Source organism: Dermacoccus sp. Tok2021, from assembly GCF_019895135.1.
GTDB classification, from domain to species: domain Bacteria; phylum Actinomycetota; class Actinomycetes; order Actinomycetales; family Dermatophilaceae; genus Dermacoccus; species Dermacoccus abyssi.
In genome coordinates, this window is record NZ_JAGTHU010000012.1 from 83,587 (window position 1) to 104,507 (window position 20,921).

Below are 20,921 nucleotides of genomic sequence, written 5' to 3' on the forward strand. Positions count from 1 at the left end.
GGCGGCGCCCAAGCGTCCAAGCGGCGCAGCTGAGTGCGCTGGCGCCGCGTAAGCGCTACGCCTTCCAGCCGCTCAGCCGTTGAGGCCGCGGGCGGCCACGGCCCACGTGACGAGGCGCCGCCCGTCCTGCACGACGTCGACCTCGTCGGCGTAGTTGATCGCGTTGCAGCAGTGGTTGGGCACGAGGCGCACGGTCGAGCCGAGCGCGGGCAACGACGAACCGCCCATGTCGACGACGGCGTGGTGCTCCGACAGCTGCACGATGCGGGCGTCGGGGTGGTCGAGCAGACGCCCGTGGCCGGTGGCCCAGGCCGCCTTGTCGGGGGCGAGCACCTTGCTCCCGGCGTTGACGACGAGGCGTCCTCCTGCGTGACTGACGACGGTGCCGTGTGCGGTGAGGGCGATGTCCTCGGCGGTGCACGCCCCGAGTTCCCACTGCTGAGCGTCGTTGAACACGTAAGCGCCAGGCCGCATTTCGGTGGGCGCCGACGAGGCCGTGTCGGCGGGTGAGGGTTCACCGACCGTCAACGAGGTAGGTGAGGTTCCCGCCGACGAAACAGACGGCCCGTCGCTGACGAACGCCATGCTCGGGCTCGACCCGCCGCTTCGCACGTTCGGTTCGACGCCCTTGGCTCGCATGGCCTGGGCAGCCAGTGAGAGAGCGGCGCGCTCGTCCTGGGCGGCGCTGCCGCGCGCCTCACGGGCGTAGGAGTGCCCGGGAAAGGTGAACGCGCCGACGACGTCGAGGCCGAGTCCGGCCACGGCAGCCGCCAACTCGCCCGCGTCGCCCGGCGTCACGCCACTGCGGTGTTGGCCCGAGTCGACTTCGATGAGCACGCGCAGCGAAGCGGCGCCCGTATGGCGACGCAGGGATCGGGCTGCATCGAGGTTGTCGCACCCCACGGTGATCTGCGCCGACTCGCTCAACCGTGCGAGTCTCGCCCCGTCTCCGGCGTCGACCCAGAGCGGGTAGGCGATGAACAGGTCGTCGAAGCCCGCCGCGGCGAAGACCTCGGCCTCACCGATCGTGGCGAGCGTGAATCCCCGGGCGCCGGCGTCTCGCTGCATCGCGGCGATCCGGGGGATCTTGTGTGTCTTGGCGTGCGGCCGAATCGGGAGCCCGGCTCGCCGCCCACGGGCCGCCATCGTCTCGATGTTGCGTTCGAGCACGTCCAGATCGACGACGAGGCGCGGTGCGGCTGACATGGGTGGATCCTTTGATGGGGTGAACGCACCCTAGTGCGCCGAGCCCGCCGTCCGCGAGCGCCGGCCGGCCGTGAGGGAACCGCTCAGGCGCAGCGCTTGGCCGCGGAGACGACCTGGTCGAACAGCATCGTGAGCTCGCCGGAGCGGCGGTCCTCGAGCTTGAGGCCGTTCTCGGTGAACTCGCTGAACAGCAGGAGCGAGACCTGCTGGCGCACGACGATCATGTGGAAGTTGGCGAGGATCTGGCGCCAGTGCTCCACGGCGCGCACGCCGCCGTCGGCGCCGTAGGAGACGAGGCGGACGGGCTTGCTCTGCCACTCCGGGCCGAGGGAGTCGACGGCGTTCTTGAAGCCGCCGGGCACGCCGTGGTTGTACTCGGGCGTGACGAAGACGTACGCGTCACACGCGTCGATCGCCTTGCTCCACGCCGTCACCTGCCCGTTGTCGTAGGAGCGGTTCGCCTGGGCCGGGAGGGTGGCACTCGTCAGGAGCGGCACGTCGAACGAGGCGAGGTCGATGAGCTCGAACTCGGCGTCGTCACGTGCGGATGACTGGTCGAACACCCACTGCGCCACGAGTTCGCCCTTGCGGGTGTCACGGATGGATCCGAGAACGACGCCGATCTTCATACCTCCTCCTTCGAAAGGGGATGTCGACCCAGGCTATTGAACGTTCAAGAATCACCAAGGCTGCTGCGACCCCGTGGACAGATGGGGGCGGTCACGGCGCCTCCCACATGCGCGAGATGCCGCACAAGTGGGGAACCCTTGGGCTCTGACCTCCCCACATGCGCGAGGAGTCGCGCATGTGGGAGAGCCTCGCCCCGGACGGGGAACGCGACGCTCAAGCCGAACGCCTCGCACTCACCAGTTCGCGCGCGTCGTCTCGTGCTGGCCCTCGAGTTCGGTGAAGCCGGCGTCGATGATGCTGACGCGGCCCGCGTCGGCGGCCCAAGCCGCTTCCGTGTCGCGCACGACCCGCACGCGGTGGCCGTCGTTCGCCCAACGGCTGCGCTCGTCGGGCGGCATCGCCTCCCACGCCCGCTGCGCCGCGTGGGCACACTGTGCGGCCGTTTTGCCGCTCGTCATCTCGACGAGGGGGCTGATGCGCACTGTCACCATCGCGTTCTCGGTGGTGCTCTCACCCGCGGGCAGCGCGGTGCCTTCGACCTGCATTTTCGCGAGTTCGGGCGGCAGCGGCTTGACCGGTGCCGGGACGAAGGCGCGCGCCTCGGCGCGGCCCTGCGTGCACGTGAAGCCGGGCACGGTCTGCGCGTCGTCCCAGCGCTTGCCGCGGGCGCGCCGCACGATCTTGCGGATGGCGATGCCGCGCCACGCGTCGACGGCCTCGAGCCACGAGGTGTCCACCACAGCCTCGTCCGATTCAGCGAGCGGGGCGGCTGCCCGGCGCTCCGCCTCGACGATCAGCCCGACGCACGCGCGAGCGGCCGCTTCACAGGCGTCGATGTCGCTCGGTGGGTCGCTCTTCTCCACGCGCAGCGCGATCTGCATGGCCCAGGGGACGTCGCTCGTGTTCACGTCCGGCATTGTCTCAACTCGCGGGTGCGCCCACGAGGCATGATCACAGGGGCGTGGTGAAGGCGACCGCCGCGCCGGCGGCGCCCTGGAGGTCGAAGGTGCCGCTCGTGTCGAGATTCGGTGCGAGCCAGTAGCGGGCCCGGGGGAGTCCCTCGATGTCGACGATCGGTTGGGTCGGCGTCGTGACGGTTCCCGCGAGCAGAGTCATGGCCTTGGCCGGCACCATGCCCGCCGACAGGGTGGAGGTGTCGTCGAGCTCGAGTTTCACGTCGCGTGTTGTCGTCTTCGAAAGGGTTCCGACGAAGGAGCACGAGCCGGAGGCGCGCACGTCGTCATCCTTGTGCGGCTGCGCGAGGGCGCGTCCCGCAGCCTTCGTCGAGGGCACCTCACCGTCGCGCCCCGCGACGAGGCCCAGGCAACGGTGCTCACCCTTCGTCGACTGCACGAGTCGCCAACCCCAGTCGCTGCTCATGCCTGTGGCGACGGACGACCACGGTGAGTCGGTCACGGCGGCCTCGGGGGAGCCGCACGCCACGACACTCGCGCTCAACAGCGCGTACAGCGACGCGACGATTTTCTTCATGTGACTCGTCCTCACGAGAGGCGAACGGCTGCGCTGATGCGCCCGTCCGGTACCTCGCAGACCACCCCCGCTGCGAGGCGGGGCGCCGGGACGAACGTCCGGTGACGGCTCCCATGCCGGTGACACGGCGGTGACAGGAGCGCCACAGCCGGGGCGGTGACGCTCGTTCGCGAGACAACCTCGAAGGAGAGAAACGCCATGCCACCAAGGCTTCACCGTCGTCGTCCCATCCGCACACTCGCCACGGTCACGCTGACCGTCGCGGCCACGCTCGTCGCCCTCGGAGCAGGGGCTCAAGCGGCCGTCACGTCGTGGGCCACGGACGCCAGTGCCGCCGCGCAGGCTCAGCTCCGCGACAACGCCACCGCGACGCAGGTGCGCAACGTGACAACGGCTGTCCGCTCGCTCGTGCCGGACGCCACCGTCGAGAACGTGACGAAGGAGGGTGACGCATTCGTCGTCACCGTGACGAAGAACGGCGAGCAGCGCGTCTACCGCGTGCCCGCCGATCTCTCGTCCGCCACCCGCATGCTCGGGTAGCGGCGCGTCAGTGCGTCTCGTTCTCGACGACGGCCGGGGCCGTCTCCTTCTGGTACCAGACGACCGGCAGCACACAGAGCGCGACGACGGCGATCATCGCGCCGGGGGCGGGCTTCCAGTCAGTCATCTCGATGAGGCGCTCGCCGACGAGCGGGGCGAACCCACCGAAGATGGCCGTGGCCGTCGTGAAGCCGAGCGCCATGCCGGACATGCGTGCCTTCGACTTGAACTGCTCGGCGATCGTCGACGCGGCGACGGCGCTCCAGCCACCGGCGACAGCGGCGAGGACGAGTGCTCCGGTGAGCGCTGCGCCTCGGCTGCCGGAGGCCATGAGCTGGAACATCGTCAGCGAGGTCACCGCCGCGAGGACGCCGAACAGGAGCAGGATCGGGCGGCGCCCGAAGCGGTCGGCGGCCATGCCCGCGAAGGGCGTCACGAGGATGACGGCGACCGCGGCTGCGGTACCGAGCCACAGGGCGTCGCTCTCGCTGAACTTGCCGGCGTTCTGCAGGAATGTCGGCGCATAGCCGATGCCGACGTAGTAGGTGATCGAGCCGAGCGCGGAGATAGCGAAGCCGCGGGCGACGGCGCCGGGCTCGACACGCAGCACCTCGACGAGGGGGTTCTTCGCCTTGTCGTCCTCGTCCTCCTCCTCGAAGACGGGCGACTCGTCCATGCGCGAGCGCATGAGGAGCGTGGCGCCGGCCATGATCGCCCCGATGAAGAACGGGATGCGCCAGCCCCACGAGTCGAGGTCCGGGCCGGTGAAGAACGACGTCGTGAGGGCGGCGAGACCGACAGCCATGAGACCGCCGACCTCACTGGCCGCCGAGGCCAGCGACGTGATGAATCCGCGACGCTTCGGCTCCGCACCTTCGACGAGGTAGGTGATGACGCCGGAGTACTCACCGCCGACGCTGAAGGACATGAGGCAGCGCATCGCCATCATGAGCCAGCCCGCCGTAGCACCGATCGACGCGTAGGTCGGCAGCAGTGCGGTGACGAGCATCGCGACCGTCATGAGCGCCATCGAGATGAGCAGAACCGGCTTGCGCCCGATCCGGTCGCCGATGTGACCGAACACCGCCGCGCCGACCGGGCGCAGCAGGTAGGTGAATGCGAACACGAGCAACGTGGCGGCGGTGCCGCCGGTGCCGCCCCCGAAGAAGACGCGGGAGATCACCGTCGTCATGTAGAGATACAGCGTGAAGTCGTACCACTCGATGATGGTCGACATGCCGGCCACCGTGAGCGAACCACGGCTGATGGGCGGGTGATCGTCCAACCGACGGGCTGGTGTGTGGGCGATGGCGGCCATCGAATTCCCCTTGTGCTGTCGGCGTCCTCGACACGCGGATCGCGTGCCGTCAGGTTATTCGGGCGGGCGCGGTGGACGGATTGGTCTGCGTGCAGCCTAGGCACGTGTGCGGTGCGTTGCCCAGCCTATGGGCACACAAGGATGGGGCGCCGACGGCTACGATTCACGCGTCCGGGGTGCCCTGGACGTGAGCGGCGGCACGCAGGCGTCTGCCTGTACAGCGCGTAGACTGGCCGTTCGAGCAGGTGGCCGGTCGGCCGGAGGCGACGTTTCTCGCCCGTCGACCCGGTGATCGTGAGAACAACGAGTTCGCCTGCGACGCGAGGTGTTACGCCTCGCGGGTGAATCCATGTGTTCGGAGATTTCTTGACTTCCTTTGCCGATCTCGGCGTGCCCGTCGTCCTGACGAAGACGCTCGACAAGCTGGGCATCACCACGCCCACCCCCATCCAGGCCGCGACGCTGCCCGACTCCCTCGGTGGCCGTGACGTTCTCGGCCGTGGCCGTACCGGCTCGGGCAAGACGTTCGCGTTCCTCCTGCCGCTCGTCGCTCGTCTCGACGAGACGCGCTACGAAACGCGCACGTACAAGCCGCGTTCGCTCGTCCTCGCACCGACGCGTGAGCTCGCCAACCAGATCGCCGACTCGCTGCGTCCCCTCGCCGAGGCCGCCGGCCTGACCTACACGACCGTCTTCGGTGGTGTCGGCCAGAACCCGCAGGTCAAGGCGCTCGCCGCCGGGGTCGACGTTCTCGTCGCGTGTCCCGGGCGCCTCGAGGACCTCATGGGTCAGGGCTTCTGCAACCTCGAGGACGTCGAGGTCTGCGTGCTCGACGAGGCCGACCACATGGCCGACATGGGCTTCCTGCCCGGCGTCAAGCGCATCCTCTCGAAGGTGCCGAGCGACGCTCAGCACCTGCTGTTCTCGGCGACGCTCGACAACGGCATCGACGTTCTCGTCAAGAAGTTCCTCACGAACCCCGTGACGCACGAAGCCGATTCGGCCAGCTCGCCGGTGGCGACGATGGAGCACCACGTGCTCGCCGTCGACAAGGACACGCGCATGGACGTCCTCACCGACCTCGTCTCCGCGCCGGGGCGCACCGTCGTCTTCACCCGCACCAAGCACGGCGCGAAGAAGCTGTCGAAGCAGCTCGCCGCCCGCGGTGTGCCGTCGGTCGACCTGCACGGCAACCTGTCGCAGAACGCCCGCGTGCGTAACCTCGACGCCTTCCACTCGGGCAGCGTTCGCACGCTCGTGGCCACCGACATCGCGGCGCGCGGTATCCACGTCGACGACGTGTCGCTCGTCGTTCACGCCGACCCGCCGGCCGAGCACAAGGCCTACCTGCACCGTTCGGGACGTACGGCACGCGCCGGCGCGGCGGGCACCGTCATCACGCTCATGACGCCGGATCAGCGCGGCGACGTGAAGTCGCTCCTGCGCGCGGCGAAGATCACCGCGACGACGACGTCGGTCGACAGTGCGCACCCGCTCCTGCAGGAACTCGCGCCCGGTGAGCGTTCGCTCCTCGACGCCAGTGCCGTGGCTGCGGCGATGCCGACGGCGCCCGTCCAGCAGCCCTCGAAGAGGGGCGGCTCATCCTCCGGCGGTCGCAGCCGTGGTGGTCAGGGCGGTTCGGGGCGTTCCGGCGGCCAGGGCGCGCAGGGTGGCCAGCGCGGTTCGGGCCAGAAGCGCGGCGGTTCCGGTCGCGGTGCGTCGCAGGGTTCGAGCGAACGCGGCGGCCAGGGCGGCGGAGCCCGCAGCGGCTCGCGCCGTAACGGGTCGGCCACGGGTGGCCGCAGCGGTGGGGGAGCGGCGTCGTTCTCCGCTAACTCGCGCAGCGGCCGACGCTGACGCGGCAACGTTTCTTCCGAACGACGAACGGCCGGTGAGGTTCACTCCTCACCGGCCGTTCGTCGTCTGGGGGCCGTCTGGAGCGGGTCAGTGGGGCCCGTGCGAGGCTTCCGAGGTGGAGGAGCGCGCGATGTCTGCCTCGTCGAGCAGATCGGCCATGATGCGCCGGCCGTCCTCGACGGCGCGGCGCTGAACGTCCTCAGCCCGGCCGACGACGGAGATGCGCGCCACGTCGGCGGGTGGTGAGACCTGCAGGATGCGCGGGTCGTCGTACATGAGCGACTCGAGCTCCACCTTGCGTTCCGCGCGACGCTTCCACGCGCCGGCCGAACCGGGCGCGTGCCGCGTCATCCACCGCGCCACGAGCTGACGTTCGATGCGCTTGTCCGGGGAGATCTCCAGGGACGGCGCCTTCGTACGAAGCACCAGCACGTGCGTCGCACCCTGCTCGAGGGCGGTCTCGATCGGCACGTTCTCGCTGATGCCGCCGTCGATGTACAACTCCCCGTCGATCTCGACGGGCGGCCCGCCCAACACGGGCAGACGGGCCGTGGCCCGCATGGCGTTCTGCAAACTCGCCTTGTCGTGGATCGTGTTCACGAGGTCGACCGATTCGCCCGTCGCTGCGGCCGTGGCGATGGGGTGGTACTCGACGTCGCTGGCGAGAATCTCCTCGAAGCCCATGGGCGTGACGTTCTCGTACAGGTCGTAGACGATGACGTCGGTGTCGACGACCGGCTTTCCGCGCAACGCGTTTCGCGGTCGGATGGTGGCGTTCATGCTCTCGGGAGCCCACCAGCCGTGGATGTTGGCTCGCGCGCGGCCGCACACGAGCCAGGCCCCGTTGAGCGCTCCGGCGGACGTTCCGTAGACGGCGTCGACGGCCGGGAGGAGGTCACGCTCCTCCATCTCGGCCACCATGCCGCCGCCGTACGCGGCACGTGAGCTGCCGCCCTCGAGGACGACAGCGAGGCGTGCGTCGTCGTCACGCGAGCCGGGCGTGGAGCCGGCCGCCAGTCGCCGCCGGAGGAGATCGAGTACGTCATGCACCGGCTCATTGTGACGACCTCGTCCGTGCCTCACAAACGGGGAATCCTGTGGCGCGCGTCCATCGGTGTTCAATGGTCTCGTGGATCTCACCGTGACGACGCTCGCTGCCGTCACCTGCGCCATCCTCATCGGTGCTGTGCTGCAACGACTCTCGGGTTCCGGCATGGGTCTCGTCCTCGCCCCGACGCTCACCCTCGTCATGGGAGCGGCCACCGGCGTCCTGCTCGCGAACGCGACGACGACCGTCTCGGGGCTGCTGCTCACCCTCACCCTGCGCCGCCAGGTGAATTGGCGCCGCGCCGCCGTCATCTGTGCGTGTGTCGTGCCCGGCGCGGTCGTGGGCGCGCTCGTCGTGAGGGCGGCGTCGGCCGCGTGGCTGCAGGTCGTCGTGGGTGCGGCGGTGCTGGGCGCCATCGCGTTCACCGCGCTCGCCGATCGCCTCGGCCGCCTGCCCCACGTCACCCGCGCCTGGCCGACGCCCGTGGCCGGCGTTGTCGGCGGCTTCTTCAACACGGTCAGCGGGGTGTCCGCGCCGGTGCTCGTCATTCACTCGCGCCTGACGCGCTGGGAGCACACGTCGTTCGCGGCCACGCTCCAGCCGATCTTCATGACGATGGGTGCCGTCTCGGTGGCCGCGAAGGTGCTCCTCGGCTCGACGGGCGTCCACGAGTTGCCGCCGCTGTGGCTGCTGCCGTACGTGGTCGTGCTCGTGCTCGTCGGTATCGGGATGGGAAGCGGGCTCGCACGCCACGTTCCCACGGAGCGGGCCAAGGCGCTCGCCATGCTCCTGGCCGGCATCGGCGGCGCGAGTGCGCTCGTGCGCGGCCTGATCTCGCTCTGACGGAGCCGCTCACGAATCCGGCAGACTTGGTTCCGTGGACGAACGCCCGGTGCTCATGGCCTACCTCGAGAAGCAGCGCGGCCACGTGCGTGGCTGCCTCGAGGGACTCGACGACAACGCTGCCCGCAAGACCCCGCTTCCCTCGGGCTGGAGCCTCCTGGGTGCCGTCCACCACCTCGCGCTCGACGTCGAACGCTTCTGGTTCCGCTGGGTCATGGCCGGTGAAGGGGTTCGACTCGCTGACGACGCGTGGCAGGTTCCCGAGCGCGAAACGCCCGGGACCGTCCTCGACCTGTACGAGCGCGAGTGCCGCGCGGCCGACGCCGTCATCGCCGGCATGTCACTGGAAGCACGTCCACTGCAGTGGCGCGACGCGTGGGGCCCCTGCCACGTCGAGAACCTGCGCGATGCGCTGCTGCACGTCATCACGGAGACAGCCACTCACGCGGGCCATCTCGATGCCGCCCGCGAACTGATCGACGGACGTCAGCACCTCGTGCTCGAGTGACGCCTGAGACGATGCAGACATGACGATCCTGCGCTCCGTCGCCCTGTTCGCCCTCGCCGCGCTCACCGAGATCGGCGGCGCTTGGCTCGTGTGGCAGGGCGTGCGCGAACACCGCGGTTGGGCGTGGATCGGCGCGGGTGTCGTCTCGCTCGGCATCTACGGATTCGTGGCCACCTTGCAGCAGGACGCGAACTTCGGGCGCATCCTCGCGGCCTACGGCGGGGTCTTCGTCGCGGGCTCGCTGCTGTGGGCGATGGCGCTCGACGGCTTCCGCCCCGACCGCTACGACATCGTCGGCGCGCTCGTCTGCCTCGTGGGCGTCGCCGTCATCATGTACGCGCCCCGCGGCTGAACGGGAGGTTGCGAACGCGTCTCGACGCCGCGTGGCGTGTGATTGGGACGTTCGTGCGTGTCATGATCGCCTCGTCGCACGCACAGGAGACGAGGTAGGCATGACGCTGGTGGAGCGCTACGGTGCCGACCCCGTCGCCGAACGACTCTGGACCCCGGCAACGGTCATCACGTTCGTGCGTACCATCGCCTCCCTCGCGGTGGCGGCGCTCGCCGTGGTCAGACGTGACGAGCACCTCCTGTGGGCGGCGCTCGGCATCTACTGGGTCGGCGACATCCTCGACGGTGCTGTTGCTCGCAAACTCGGATGCGAGACGCGCATCGGCGCGGTCCTCGACATCCTGTGCGACCGCGTCAACTGCGCGCCCGTCTACCTCGGCCTCGCGTGGCTGCACCACGATTTCGTCGTGCCGATCTTCATCTACCTCTTCCAGTTCATGACGATCGACGCGTTCCTGTCGATCGCGTTCCTCGCCTGGTGGGTGCGTTCGCCGAACTACTTCTTCCAGGTCGACCGGACGATTTTCACGTGGAACTGGTCGAAGCCCGCGAAGGCGGTCAACTCTGCGGCTGTCGTCGTCCTCATGCTCCTCACCGGGTCGATGTGGGTGGGCCTCGTCATCGCGCTCGCGCTGGTCGTGCTCAAGGTCGTGTCGTTGCGCCGACTCCTCGCGATCGGCCTGCCGATTCCGCCGTTCACCGGCGCAGCGCACTCGGCGCCAGAGACCGGAACCACCGGAACCAATGGAGCTGCCGGAACGAGTGATCGGTGACGGCGCTGCTCCTGGCCTTCGGGGTCGGTGTCGCGTCGGCGCTGCTGCCGTTCTTCAACGTCGAGGCGTATCTGCCCGTCATCGGGCTGCGCTCCGACCCTGCGCTGACGGTAGGGCTCGCCCTCGTCGCCGCTGCCGGTCAGACACTCGGGAAGGTCGTCTGGTACGTGCTCGGTGCACGGGGCACCGAGTCGACGTGGCTGCAGAAGAAGCTCGACAAGGGCAAGCGTCGGGAGACGTACGAGCGGTGGTCGATCCGGCTCACGCAGCAGCCGCTGCTGTCGACCGGAATCATGCTGGCGTCGTCGTTCGTCGGGTTGCCGCCGCTGCTCGTCATGGCGGTCGTCGCGGGCAGCGTGCGCATGAGCATGACGATCTTCCTCTCCACCGTCCTCGTGGGGCGATTCGCACGTTTCTGGCTGCTGCTCGAGGGCGCTTCCGCCCTGTGGCACCTCGACCTGTTCGGCTGACGAGGCCCGTCCCGCCCACCGAAATCGAACGGACGCCACCTTTCGTCGACCGCTTGCGAGTAGTCGAATAGAGCCATGACGACTTACGAACTGGCGGGCCATTCCGTCGCTCGCGTCGGGTACGGCGCCATGCAGTTGCCCGGCCCCGGCGTGTTCGGGCCGCCACGAGACCACGACGAAGCCATCGCCGTGCTCAAGCGCGCGGTCGAGCTCGGCGTCAACCACATCGACACGTCGCAGTTCTACGGGCCGAACGTCTCCAACGAGCTCATCCGTGAGGCGCTGCACCCCTACGCCGACGACCTCGTCCTCGTGTCCAAGATCGGTGCCCGCCGCGACGAGCAGGGCAACTGGCTGCCCGATCAGCACCCCGACGCCCTCAAGGCAGCGGTTCGCGAGAACCTCGACACCCTCGGCGTGGAGCGCCTCCCCGTCGTCAACCTGCGCGTCATGCCGAAGGACGAGATGAGCGACCCGGGCACCGAGTACTGCCCGCTCGACGACCAGCTCGCCGCCATGCAGGAACTGGTCGACGACGGCCTCCTCGAGCACTTCGGCGTGAGCAACGTGACGAGGGACGAGGCCGCCCGGGGCATCGACGCCGGCGCCGTCTGCGTGCAGAACCCCTACAGCCTGCTCGCCCGCGACGACGAGGCCACCCTCACGCTGTGCGCCGAGCGAGGCGTGGCCTACGTGCCGTTCTTCCCGCTCGGTTCGGCCTTCCCGGGCATGCCGAAGGTGACGGAGAACGAGACCGTCAAGGCTATCGCCGAGGAGCGCGGCATTACGCCTTCGCAGGTCGGCCTCGCGTGGCTGCTCGGGCGCTCCGAGAACGTCCTGCTCATTCCGGGCACCTCGTCGGTGGCGCACCTCGAGGAGAACTGCGGTGCGGGCGACGTCACGCTCGAGCCCGGCGACATCGACGCGCTCAACGCCATCGGCGCCTGACCGGTCTTCCGGGCGCCACGTGAGCGACCGCGTCGGGGGACACCCGGCGCGGTCGTCCACGTTTCCGTGACATTTCCCCTAACTGATCGCACGTCCGGGATAACCTGTGCGGGTCGTTGACGTGTCGTGCGTCACAGAGGAAGGCGAAGGGAATGCAGAAGCAGAGCAAGCGGGTCTCGGCGCTCGCGAGGATGGGCGCTCTCGCCGTCACGGCGGGTTCGCTCGCCGGGGCTCCGGCGGCGTCGGCCGAGACGAACGCCCCGTACCTCGTGGGTGCGGGCATCTACGACATCACCGGCGCGGTGGCCGAGACCGGTGCTTTCGGATACGCGGCCAACCAGGAGATGAACGGCCTCCAGGAGCGCCTGTACTCGCACGCCTACGTCATGGGGGACCCGAAGACGGGCAAGCGCGTCGTCTTCGTCAGCGCCGACGCCGGTGCCATGTTCCAGTCGGTGAAGCTGGGCGTCGTCAACAAGCTCAAGGCCAAGTACGGCAGCCGCTACGACGACTCGAACGTCATGCTCTCGGCCACGCACACCCACGTCGCCAACTCCGGCCAGTCGCACGACAAGCTCTACCAGATCGCCGGGGCCGACAAGTCGGGCTCCGGCTACGACCAGCGCAACTTCGATGCCATGGTCAACGGCATCGTCGCCTCCATCGAGCGCGCGGACGCCAACGTCGAGCCGGGCAACATCTCCGTGACGAGCGGCAACCTCTCGGGCGCGACGAAGAACCGCTCCGCGAAGGCGTACGAGGCGAACAAGGACGCCGGTTCCTTCGACTCGAACGTCAACGAGACGATGACGGTGCTCAAGCTGACGTCCGCGTCGGGTCAGCCGGTCGGAATGATCAACTGGTTCTCGACGCACCCGACGCAGTTCTCGAAGGACACGACGCACATCAGCGGCGACACGAAGGGCCGCGCGCAGTACGAGTTCGAGAAGAAGATGAAGTCCGACCCGACGAAGGCCAAGACCTTCGTCGCGGCGTTCGCCAGCTCGGACGAGGGCGACGTCGTCTCCACGCAGGGCAACTCGAAGTCGGCGCCCGGCTTCGGTGGTTCGAGCGACGACTTCGTCAACACCGAGATCGACGGAATGCGCCAGTACACGCGGGGCGAGCAGCTGTGGAACGGCCCGTCGACCCCGGTAACTGGTCCCATCGACTCCCGTGGGCGTTGGGCCAACTTCGCCGACTACACGGTCAAGGGCGAGTACACGCAGGGCGCCGGTGAAAAGAAGCTGTGCAAGCCCGCTCGCGGTTGGTCGTTCGCGGCCGGCGCCGACAACGGCCCGTCCGACATCCCCGGCATCTACGAGGGCATGACGAAGGGCAGCTTCAGCGTCACCGACAAGTACAACAAGATCGACACCTCGGCCCTCGGTGGGCTCACACGCTTCGCGCTGGCGTCGCTCACGACGATCCTCGGTGCCGACGACGCGTGCCAGGAGGAGAAAGCCGTGCTCCTGCCGGACGGCAAGCTCGGTATGGCCCCGACGGCGGCTCCGGTGCAGATCCTGCGCATCGGCAACGTCGCGCTCGTCGGTGTTCCCGCCGAGGCCACGACGATGAGCGGTCGCCGTATCCGGGCCGAGGTGAGCAAGCAGCTCGCCGGTACGGGCGTCGACAACGTCGTCGTCGCGGGCCTGACGAACTCCTACATGGGCTACCTCACGACGCGTGAGGAGTACGCAAAGCAGCACTACGAGGGTGCCTCGACGGAGTTCGGCCCGAACCAGCTCGGTGCCTTCCTCCAGGAGTACTCGGGCCTGGCCAAGGCCATGCGTGACGGGACGAGCGTGAGCAACCAGGTCACGCCGACGACGAAGTCCGGTGGCGCGTCGCGCGCCGGTGTCGTGCTCGACGACAAGCCGCTCAGCCAGTCGTTCGGCCAGGTGCTCACCCAGCCGAAGGCCTCCTACTCGCGTGGCGAGACGGCGACGGCGGTCTTCCGCGGCGGTCACCCGAAGAACGACTTCCGCACGCAGCGCAGCTTCCTCGAGGTGCAGCGCAAGGAGGGCTCGCAGTGGGTCACCTACCTCACCGACCGCGACTGGGACACGTCCTACACGTGGAAGCGCGAGGGCGCCTCGTACTCGCGCACGACGGTGGACTGGCGCATCCGGGGCGACGTCCCCGCAGGCACCTACCGCCTCGTGCAGACGGGTGACTGGAAGAACGGCTGGAACGGCAAGGTCTCGCCCTACACCGGTACCTCGCAGGAGTTCACGGTCAACTGACCTGTGGACGCACCTCGGCCCCGCAACGTTCGCCGTTGCGGGGCCGAGCTGTGTTGGTGCGGCTGGTTCAGTCGGCCATGTCGGTGGCGTGGCGCTGGGTGACGATGCCGCGCGCGATGAGCGCGTCGTCGCCGCGCACCATGCCGGCGACGTTCATCGCGACGCCGCGCACCCGCATGGCGGGGTGGCGCGGTTTGCTCGGCGGCTCGAGCTCGCGCACGGCTTCTTCGCCCCCGTCGTGGAGCAGGCAGAGCTTCGCCACCTCGTGCGCGTGGCGGTACATGACGGAGTGCGCGGCGTTGTCGACCTCGACGGCTCGGCCGCGAGGAACGAGCTCGACGAGGCGCTCGGCCCACTCTCGAGGGCAGTTCGCGTCGTGGTCGCCGCGCACGATGAGCGTGTCGGCCTGCACGGCGCCGATGCGCTCCTCGATGCGGTAGCGCATCATGCGAGGCAGGGTCTTGAGGATCCAGCGCGGGCCGCACATCGCGTACGACATCCCGACGAGCACCCGCACCGCGCCCGGTTCGTAGAGCGCGGAGTGCGCGAGGCGAAGGATCTGCTGGGGGATGGTGCGGGCGTCGGCGTCGATGACAGGGCCGATGAGGACGAGCGAGGTGAGCTCGGGGCGGCGGGCGGCGAGCTCCGTGGCTACCTGAGCGCCCATCGAGTGACCAATGACGACGGGGTCGTCGAGGCCGAGGTCGTCGATGACGGCGCCCGCGATCTCGGCGAAGTCGCCGATGTCGAGCGCGCGGTCGCGGTGACGCACCCCGCCGAACCCGGGCAGGTCGATGGCGTGGACCGAACCGGTGGTGTTGAGGTCCGCCGCGAGGCGTACGTAGTAGTTCGAGGCGACGCCGATGCCGGCGAGCAGGACGAAGTCCCGGCCTGCCGGACCCTTGAGCGTGGTGACGCGGGCCTGGGTCGTGCCGCGGCGCACGCGACGGACGGTGACGTTCTCGCCCTGCACCTTCTCGTCGGCAGCAACGGCCTGTGCGCTCACGTGTTCGTCACCCTCTGCATGTCGTCTCGATGGGGTGGCCTTGCCGATCGCCCCACTGCCCGAAGAGCCTACCCGGCGGTAATCAGTGCGGCCGGTGACGGCATAACCGCACGATCGGCGGCGTTCTCGTGTGCGTGATCCACGATTCCCTCGTCATCGGAGCCGGTCAGGGTGGCCTGGCGTCGTCCTATGCGCTGAAGCGGCGGGGCATCGAGCACGTCGTGCTCGACCGCGATTCCGGCCCGGGCGGGGCGTGGCAGCACCGCTGGGACGCGCTCACGATGGACGACGTCCACGGAGTCGCCGACCTGCCCGACTCAACCGCGCCCGGGCGCTCACCGGAGCGGGCGAACGTCGTCATTCCGGAGTACTTCGGTGAGTACGAGAGCGAACACGACCTGCCGGTCGAACGGCCCGTCAAGGTGACGCGCGTGGAGGCGGAGGACGGGGCGCGGCAGGGCCCGCTCGTCCTCACGGCCGACGACGGCCGTACTTGGCGGACGCGGACGCTCGTCAACGCGACGGGCACGTGGACGCGACCGTTCGTTCCTGCGTACCCGGGCGCGTCGAGCTTCGCGGGCGAGCAGTCCCACACCGTCACCTACCCCGGCCAGGAGCACTTCCGCGGCAAGCGGGTGGCCGTCATCGGCGGGGGAGCGTCGGCGGTGCAGTTCATCGGTCAGATCGCCGACATCGTGTGGGTGACGCGGCGCGAGCCTGTCTGGCGCGACGGGTTCGACGGCCTCGAGGTCGTCACCGGCATCGAGGAGCGCGCGGTGCAGGGGTTGCCGACGCAGAGCGTCGTCTCGGGTACTGCGCTCAGCCTGCGGCCACAGGAGTACGAGGCGTCGCGGCTGGGCGCCTACGACCGGCGGCTGCCGATGTTCGAGCGCATCGAGCCCGAGGGCTTGCGTTGGGCGGACGGCCGGTTCGAGCGGGTCGACATCCTTTTGTGGGCCACGGGTTTCCGGCCCGCGATCGACCACCTCGCGCCGTTGCACCTGCGCTCGTCGGCCGGCGGCATCGCGCTCGAGCGGGTGCCGGGCAACGTCCAGGGCGCGACGGCGGCCGCGCTCGACCCGCGGATCCACTTCGTCGGCTACGGGCCGTCGGCGAGCACGATCGGCGCCTCCCGCGCGGCTCGTCAGGCGGCCCGGGCGGTGGAGAAGTACCTCGCCGAGGACCGATCGCGAGACTGACGTCCGCGTGCTGCGTTTCGCCCGATCTTGGGAGTTGTTCAGCCGACCGGCCCGCCCCGCCGTCCCGCCGAAAAATTGTAGGTTCCCGCTCGGCTTGTCCGAGCGACAGGGCCTCTGACCTGCGGTGGGACAACTTTGTGGGACGCGTTCCGTCCCACTAAGTTGTCCCGTTCTTTGCCTTGCCTGCCGAGTTGAGCCGAGCGGTGAGGTGTTGCCTGGCGGGTGCCGCAGCGCCATGCTGAGCCGATGGTCAGCAGATTGGGCTACGACACGGACGCAGACTTTGAGTTGCTGCCTCACACATTGGCGGTCACGGAGTCGTACAAGCCGATGCTCGACGCCTTGACGTGGCCTTCGCATGAGAGTTCGGAGTTGGCGCGGATCGACTCGCTGGTGGGCAGCAACATCACGGTGACCGAAACGTGCATCACGGGACAACGCACTGCCGTTGGGTGCGTCTTACACCTGGCTGAACTTTTCCGTCAGGGTATTGAGCCCCGAGCTTCAGTTGCGGTGTCACTCTCGCGTACGGCCTTGGTCAGCAGCGCGCACATCGTCTATGTGCTCGGGGCTCCCGATCCGGACATCCGGGTTGCGAATGCCAGAACGGTACTGCGACGCCAAGCGGGCAGCCATCTGTCGTCAACCCGGGAAATCGCGGAGTTCGAGAGTCTGATCGGTCTGCGCCCGCCGGCCGATCTGGTGCCCACGCTGGAGACAGCACGCCGCAATATCGGGGGATCTGGCGCTGGTGAGGGGGCGATGGTCCTGGAAATGGCTGACAGCATGGCGCGAGTGCTGGTTGGCTCCGAGTACCAAGAGTCCGGAGACCTTGGCGCGCTGCGTGAACACCTCGCATGGGTGTGGCATGTCTGGTCCGGCACGGCACACGGATGGGCCTGGCCAAAGCACGTGCCGGGCCTCGACGATGACGATCATGACGTGGCCCCGGGCCATTGGGCGACTGACTTCTTCCAGTTAGCCGTGATCGTGCAGCACGCAGTTCGGCTGGTCGTGGACGGCCTGACTTCACGTGAGTGACAAGGGAGCTGCTCTCGTCAGGCCTGCTGTTGTGATTGCTTTCGTACGTCCGCGAAGACGCGCGGCTTGCCGTCGGTGACCAACAGCACCTCGTAGGGGTCGAACTGATCTCCATGCTCCATGCCTGGGCTGCCCGTAGGCATCGCTGGCACGCTGAGGCCACGGCTGCCCTTCGGTGGGTCAGCCAAGTACTCCAGCACGAAGCGTGCCGGGACGTGCCCAACGAAGACCTCGCCATTTGAGTTGAGGGCCAGGTGGCATGACTGAAGGTCCAGGGGGATGTCGTGGCGCGCCCACACCTCGTGGAGGGCCGTGGATTGCTCGGTGGTGATGGAGAACCCGTTGTTCTCAGCATGCTCGACCCAGCCGCCGCAGCATCCACACGAGGGGTCCTTGTAGACGGTCATCGACAACCGCGTCGGGTTAACGCCATGGCCGGCCGATTTCGCCGGGGGTGAGGTCGTCTCCCTTGCGGAGGACGTTGAACGGTCATCTGCGCAAGCGGTCAGTAGTGACACCGACCCTGCGCCGGTCAGGAGGAAGAGTGTCCGGCGGCTGAGCTGGCGACCGGCTGTGGATGTTTCGGGAGGCATCGATCAGAACTTTCTGTGTCGTTGCCAGTGGGCCGGCAAGCCATGCTCGGCCGGGCCCACTGGCAGGGGCTGATCAGAGGGAGGCGCGCAGCTCGCGCATCTCCTTGATCTCTGCGTTCTGGTCGCGGATGACGTCGGCCGACAGTTGCATGGCGTCCGAGTTCTTGCCGTCCTTACGGTGCTCCTTGGCCATCTTCACGGCCCCTTGGTGGTGCTCGATCATCTGGTCGAGGAAGAGCTTGGAAGCCTGTTCGCCGTTGGCATCCTTCAGCTTCGTCAGGTCCTTGGGACTCAGCATCCCGTCATGGTCCATGCCCATGCCGTCGGAGCCGCCGTGGTCCATGGTGGAGCCGTCTTGGCCCCAGTCCTTGAGCCAGGACTGCATTTCTTTGATCTCGGGGCCCTGGGCCTTCTTGATCTGCTTGGCCAGCTTCACGACGTCGGGGTCTATTCCCGACTTCTCGAGGATGATGTCGGACATCTCGACGGCCTGCTCGTGGTGCATCGTCATGCCCTTGGCGTATTGGACGTCGGCGTCGTTGAACTGTGCCGAGGGCTTACTGCTGGTAGTGGTGGCGTCGTGTCCGTCGTGCGAGCCGCCTGCGCCGTTGGAGCAGCCGGTGACGACGAGCGCGGCCGCAGCGGCGGTCGTCAGTGCCTTGATCGTGGTGTTCTTGCGCATGTGTCATCGTTCCTTGTCTTGAGTTCCGATTGAGTGGGCAGGAGTGCTCCGCTTGATGTCGCGAGGTGCGTCATCAAGTGGAGATCAATGCCTCACGTTCGGCTGATGCACAAACGGATCAATGACACGCCTGCCATGGTTCCCGGCCGGAGCCACGGATGATCGGTCCCTGCGCGTAGCCACGAGGGACGCCAGCGCCACGGGGAGCCACGTCGTCCGCGCATCACGAACGTCAAGAACAGCAGCATGAATATGCACATCGCAGCCATGGCGCCGGGGCCATCGCAGGCGAGGGGCGGGCAGTGCTCGCCTCCCGTATTGGCGGGCGGCGACTCTGCCGCGTGGTCGATCGATGCACTTGCGTGCTGCTCGGATCCGACGACCGGGGAATGGTGGCCGATGGAGAACCCGTGCATAGCGAGCAGGCCAGCAATAACCGCGGTCGCCAATGCCACCAGAACCAGGGCCCACCGGCCCGACAGTGTGCGGCCACCCTGCGGGTGAACGCGACACTGCTGTCGGGGAGCATGCCCACCAGTCTAGGAACTGCGCCGTCGGGCACGCGAGGTAGGTATCGCCATAGGGTCAGGCGTGGTCGGTGTCCACGGTGTAACCGGCTCGTTTGATCGCTGTGTGGACGGCGTCATCGGTCACCGGCGCGTCGGTGGTCACCATCAGACTCCCTGTGGAGATGTCGACGGCGACATCAGTAACGCCGTCGATCTGCTCGACGTGGTCGGTGACCTTGCTCGCGCAGCTTCCGCAGGTCATGCCGGAGACGGTGTAGGTGCTGTTGGTGGCCATGGGATGGCCTCCTTTCTCTGTGGTTTCCGGGACACTTCGTCCCGGAGGGTTCGGGTGCGCCTGCGAGATGGATGGTCAGGCGCGGATTGGGGTGCGCGGGTCGCCGCTGGTTGCTGGCTCTGCGGCATCCCCGGGCAGCTCTGCCGGGTCATGAGTCGGTGTGAAACCGCGCAGGCGCAGGCTGTTGGTGACGACGAAGACCGAGGAGAAGGCCATCGCGGCGCCGGCGAGCATCGGGTTGAGCAGCCCGGCCGCGGCCAGAGGCAGGGCGGCCACGTTGTAGGCGAACGCCCAGAACAGGTTGCCCTTGATCGTGCCTAGGGTGCGCCGGGAGAGGCGGATCGCATCGGCCGCGGCGCGCAGATCGCCGCGTACCAGGGTGATGTCGGAGGCTCGTGTGCGGGCTGGCAGGCAGCGGGCAGGTCCTGCTGTCCGGCCGGGTCGGACAGGGGGTGGGTGCCGCGCTGCTCTCGCCCGCGGCACTGTCGGTGGTCGTTCGCCTCTTCGAGGGCCAGGAGCGCAACCACGCCCTGGGGATCTGGTCGGCCCTTGGTGGCGGCGGAGCGGCGATCGGTGTGCTCCTTGGGGGGCTGATCGCCGCCGGACCGGGGTGGCAGTGGGTCTTCTTCGTCAACATCCCGGTCGGCCTGGTCATCCTCGTCGCGCTCGTCCTGCTGTTGCCCGCCATGCCGCGCGCTACGCAGGAGCGGGCTCGTCTGGATGTGCTGGGCGCTGTGCTGGTCACCGCGGCAACGGCCTCGCTCATCTATGGCTTGGTGCGTGCGGGTGAGCCCGGGGGCGCTGGTGCTGCCGGTGGCTTCGTGGCTGGTTCCGTCGTGCTCTACCTCGCCTTCGCCGTGTGGCAGCGCACGACGAGCAGTCCGCTCATGGATCTCGCCCTGATCGGTCGCCGCTCAGTGGCCGCAGGGGTCTTCGTCATCCTCATCGGCACGGCCCTGATGGTCGCGGTGTTCTTCCTGGGGACGTTCTACTTCCAGGGTCGAGAAGGTCACGGGCCTCTGATCACCGGGCTGCTGTTCCTGCCGATCGCGCTGACCACGATGCTCGGCGCAAACCTCGCTGGCCGTCTCATCGCGACCGTGGGCGCTCGGCGGCTCGGCGTGGCCGGACTGGGCGTCGCTGCCGCAGGGCTCCTCGTCCCTGCTGTGTGGTCCACCACGCTGGCCACCGTCCTCGGGGTCTCCGTCGGCGCCCTGGGCATCGGCGCCATCTTCGTCGTCGCCGCGGCCACCGCCCTGAGCCAGGTTGATCCCAGCGAGGCCGGCGTCGCCTCCGGCCTGCTGAGCACCTTCCACGAGTTCGGCGCCTCCATCGGAGTGGCCACCGTCTCCAGCGTGGCCGCTGCC

22 protein-coding genes and 1 pseudogene are annotated in these 20,921 nt (G+C 68.5%); 12 read left to right on the forward strand and 11 right to left on the reverse strand.

Features of this window, described 5'->3' with window-relative positions:
• Positions 1–72: 72 nt before the first annotated feature.
• The 4 genes from K9D12_RS08615 to K9D12_RS08630 all read right to left on the reverse strand — a co-directional run bounded on the left by K9D12_RS08615 (position 73) and on the right by K9D12_RS08630 (position 3,327).
• Complete coding sequence (locus tag K9D12_RS08615; protein ID WP_223059958.1) at positions 73–1,206, reverse strand: alanine racemase; 1,134 nt, start codon at positions 1,204–1,206, stop codon at positions 73–75.
• A gap of 83 nt (positions 1,207–1,289) precedes the next feature.
• Positions 1,290–1,835 carry an NADPH-dependent FMN reductase gene (locus K9D12_RS08620; protein ID WP_223059959.1) on the reverse strand — a complete coding sequence of 182 codons (546 nt, stop codon included), beginning with the start codon at positions 1,833–1,835 and terminating at the stop codon, positions 1,290–1,292.
• A 234-nt stretch (positions 1,836–2,069) separates the two neighbouring features.
• Positions 2,070–2,744 (reverse strand): peptidyl-tRNA hydrolase, encoded by a 675-nt coding sequence (locus K9D12_RS08625; protein ID WP_370633483.1) that lies wholly within the window; start codon positions 2,742–2,744, stop codon positions 2,070–2,072.
• Between the two features lie 43 nt (positions 2,745–2,787).
• Positions 2,788–3,327 carry a hypothetical protein gene (locus K9D12_RS08630; RefSeq protein ID WP_223059961.1) on the reverse strand — a complete coding sequence of 180 codons (540 nt, stop codon included), beginning with the start codon at positions 3,325–3,327 and terminating at the stop codon, positions 2,788–2,790.
• Between the two features lie 198 nt (positions 3,328–3,525).
• Here K9D12_RS08630 and K9D12_RS08635 point away from each other — a divergent pair, with 198 nt between their 5' ends.
• Positions 3,526–3,867 carry a hypothetical protein gene (locus K9D12_RS08635; RefSeq protein WP_223059962.1) on the forward strand — a complete coding sequence of 114 codons (342 nt, stop codon included), beginning with the start codon at positions 3,526–3,528 and terminating at the stop codon, positions 3,865–3,867.
• Between the two features lie 7 nt (positions 3,868–3,874).
• Here K9D12_RS08635 and K9D12_RS08640 read toward each other — a convergent pair whose 3' ends face one another.
• Positions 3,875–5,185, reverse strand: coding sequence for an MFS transporter (locus K9D12_RS08640; RefSeq protein WP_223059963.1), 1,311 nt, complete (start codon positions 5,183–5,185; stop codon positions 3,875–3,877).
• 366 nt (positions 5,186–5,551) lie between these two features.
• Here K9D12_RS08640 and K9D12_RS08645 point away from each other — a divergent pair, with 366 nt between their 5' ends.
• Entirely contained in the window at positions 5,552–7,042 is a 1,491-nt protein-coding gene (locus tag K9D12_RS08645) for a DEAD/DEAH box helicase (protein ID WP_223059964.1), read from the forward strand.
• Positions 7,043–7,129: 87 nt separating this feature from the next.
• Here K9D12_RS08645 and K9D12_RS08650 read toward each other — a convergent pair whose 3' ends face one another.
• Complete coding sequence (locus K9D12_RS08650; protein WP_047310500.1) at positions 7,130–8,092, reverse strand: patatin family protein; 963 nt, start codon at positions 8,090–8,092, stop codon at positions 7,130–7,132.
• 79 nt (positions 8,093–8,171) lie between these two features.
• Here K9D12_RS08650 and K9D12_RS08655 point away from each other — a divergent pair, with 79 nt between their 5' ends.
• From K9D12_RS08655 to K9D12_RS08685, 7 genes are all read left to right on the forward strand, one after another.
• Positions 8,172–8,933, forward strand: coding sequence for a TSUP family transporter (locus K9D12_RS08655; RefSeq protein ID WP_370633484.1), 762 nt, complete (start codon positions 8,172–8,174; stop codon positions 8,931–8,933).
• Between the two features lie 34 nt (positions 8,934–8,967).
• Positions 8,968–9,441, forward strand: a complete 474-nt coding sequence (locus K9D12_RS08660; RefSeq protein WP_223059965.1) for a DinB family protein — start codon at positions 8,968–8,970, stop codon at positions 9,439–9,441.
• Positions 9,442–9,460: 19 nt separating this feature from the next.
• Positions 9,461–9,793: a YnfA family protein gene (locus K9D12_RS08665; RefSeq protein WP_047310498.1), complete on the forward strand. Its 333-nt coding sequence runs from the start codon at positions 9,461–9,463 to the stop codon at positions 9,791–9,793.
• A gap of 100 nt (positions 9,794–9,893) precedes the next feature.
• Positions 9,894–10,565, forward strand: a complete 672-nt coding sequence (locus K9D12_RS08670; protein WP_223059966.1) for a CDP-alcohol phosphatidyltransferase family protein — start codon at positions 9,894–9,896, stop codon at positions 10,563–10,565.
• On the forward strand, positions 10,562–11,035 hold the full coding sequence (locus K9D12_RS08675; RefSeq protein ID WP_223059967.1) for a hypothetical protein: 474 nt from the start codon (positions 10,562–10,564) through the stop codon (positions 11,033–11,035). The genes K9D12_RS08670 and K9D12_RS08675 overlap by 4 nt, the downstream gene beginning before the upstream one ends.
• A 75-nt stretch (positions 11,036–11,110) precedes the next feature.
• The gene (locus K9D12_RS08680; protein WP_193642527.1) at positions 11,111–11,983 is read left to right on the forward strand and encodes an oxidoreductase; all 873 of its coding nucleotides are present in this window, start codon (positions 11,111–11,113) and stop codon (positions 11,981–11,983) included.
• A 152-nt stretch (positions 11,984–12,135) separates the two neighbouring features.
• Positions 12,136–14,229 (forward strand): neutral/alkaline non-lysosomal ceramidase N-terminal domain-containing protein, encoded by a 2,094-nt coding sequence (locus K9D12_RS08685; RefSeq protein ID WP_223059968.1) that lies wholly within the window; start codon positions 12,136–12,138, stop codon positions 14,227–14,229.
• 67 nt (positions 14,230–14,296) lie between these two features.
• Here the strand turns inward: K9D12_RS08685 and K9D12_RS08690 are convergent, their stop codons facing one another.
• Positions 14,297–15,235, reverse strand: coding sequence for an alpha/beta fold hydrolase (locus tag K9D12_RS08690; protein WP_193642526.1), 939 nt, complete (start codon positions 15,233–15,235; stop codon positions 14,297–14,299).
• Between the two features lie 137 nt (positions 15,236–15,372).
• On the opposite strand from K9D12_RS08690, the gene K9D12_RS08695 reads away from it, so the two are divergent.
• Positions 15,373–16,434 (forward strand): NAD(P)/FAD-dependent oxidoreductase, encoded by a 1,062-nt coding sequence (locus tag K9D12_RS08695; protein ID WP_223059976.1) that lies wholly within the window; start codon positions 15,373–15,375, stop codon positions 16,432–16,434.
• Between the two features lie 246 nt (positions 16,435–16,680).
• On the forward strand, positions 16,681–17,475 hold the full coding sequence (locus tag K9D12_RS08700; RefSeq protein ID WP_223059969.1) for a hypothetical protein: 795 nt from the start codon (positions 16,681–16,683) through the stop codon (positions 17,473–17,475).
• 17 nt (positions 17,476–17,492) lie between these two features.
• Here the strand turns inward: K9D12_RS08700 and K9D12_RS08705 are convergent, their stop codons facing one another.
• The 4 genes and pseudogenes from K9D12_RS08705 to K9D12_RS08720 form a co-directional block, all read right to left on the reverse strand.
• On the reverse strand, positions 17,493–17,882 hold the full coding sequence (locus tag K9D12_RS08705) for a DUF411 domain-containing protein (protein ID WP_182434790.1): 390 nt from the start codon (positions 17,880–17,882) through the stop codon (positions 17,493–17,495).
• Positions 17,883–18,141: 259 nt separating this feature from the next.
• Positions 18,142–18,750 carry a DUF305 domain-containing protein gene (locus K9D12_RS08710; RefSeq protein WP_223059970.1) on the reverse strand — a complete coding sequence of 203 codons (609 nt, stop codon included), beginning with the start codon at positions 18,748–18,750 and terminating at the stop codon, positions 18,142–18,144.
• A gap of 585 nt (positions 18,751–19,335) precedes the next feature.
• On the reverse strand, positions 19,336–19,554 hold the full coding sequence (locus tag K9D12_RS08715; protein WP_223059971.1) for a heavy-metal-associated domain-containing protein: 219 nt from the start codon (positions 19,552–19,554) through the stop codon (positions 19,336–19,338).
• Between the two features lie 75 nt (positions 19,555–19,629).
• Positions 19,630–19,947: pseudogene (locus K9D12_RS08720) on the reverse strand (heavy metal translocating P-type ATPase); the annotation flags it as partial.
• Between the two features lie 2 nt (positions 19,948–19,949).
• Between K9D12_RS08720 and K9D12_RS08725 the strand changes: the two are divergent.
• The coding region (locus K9D12_RS08725) for an MFS transporter (RefSeq protein WP_223059972.1) at positions 19,950–20,921 on the forward strand (972 nt) is incomplete at its 3' end.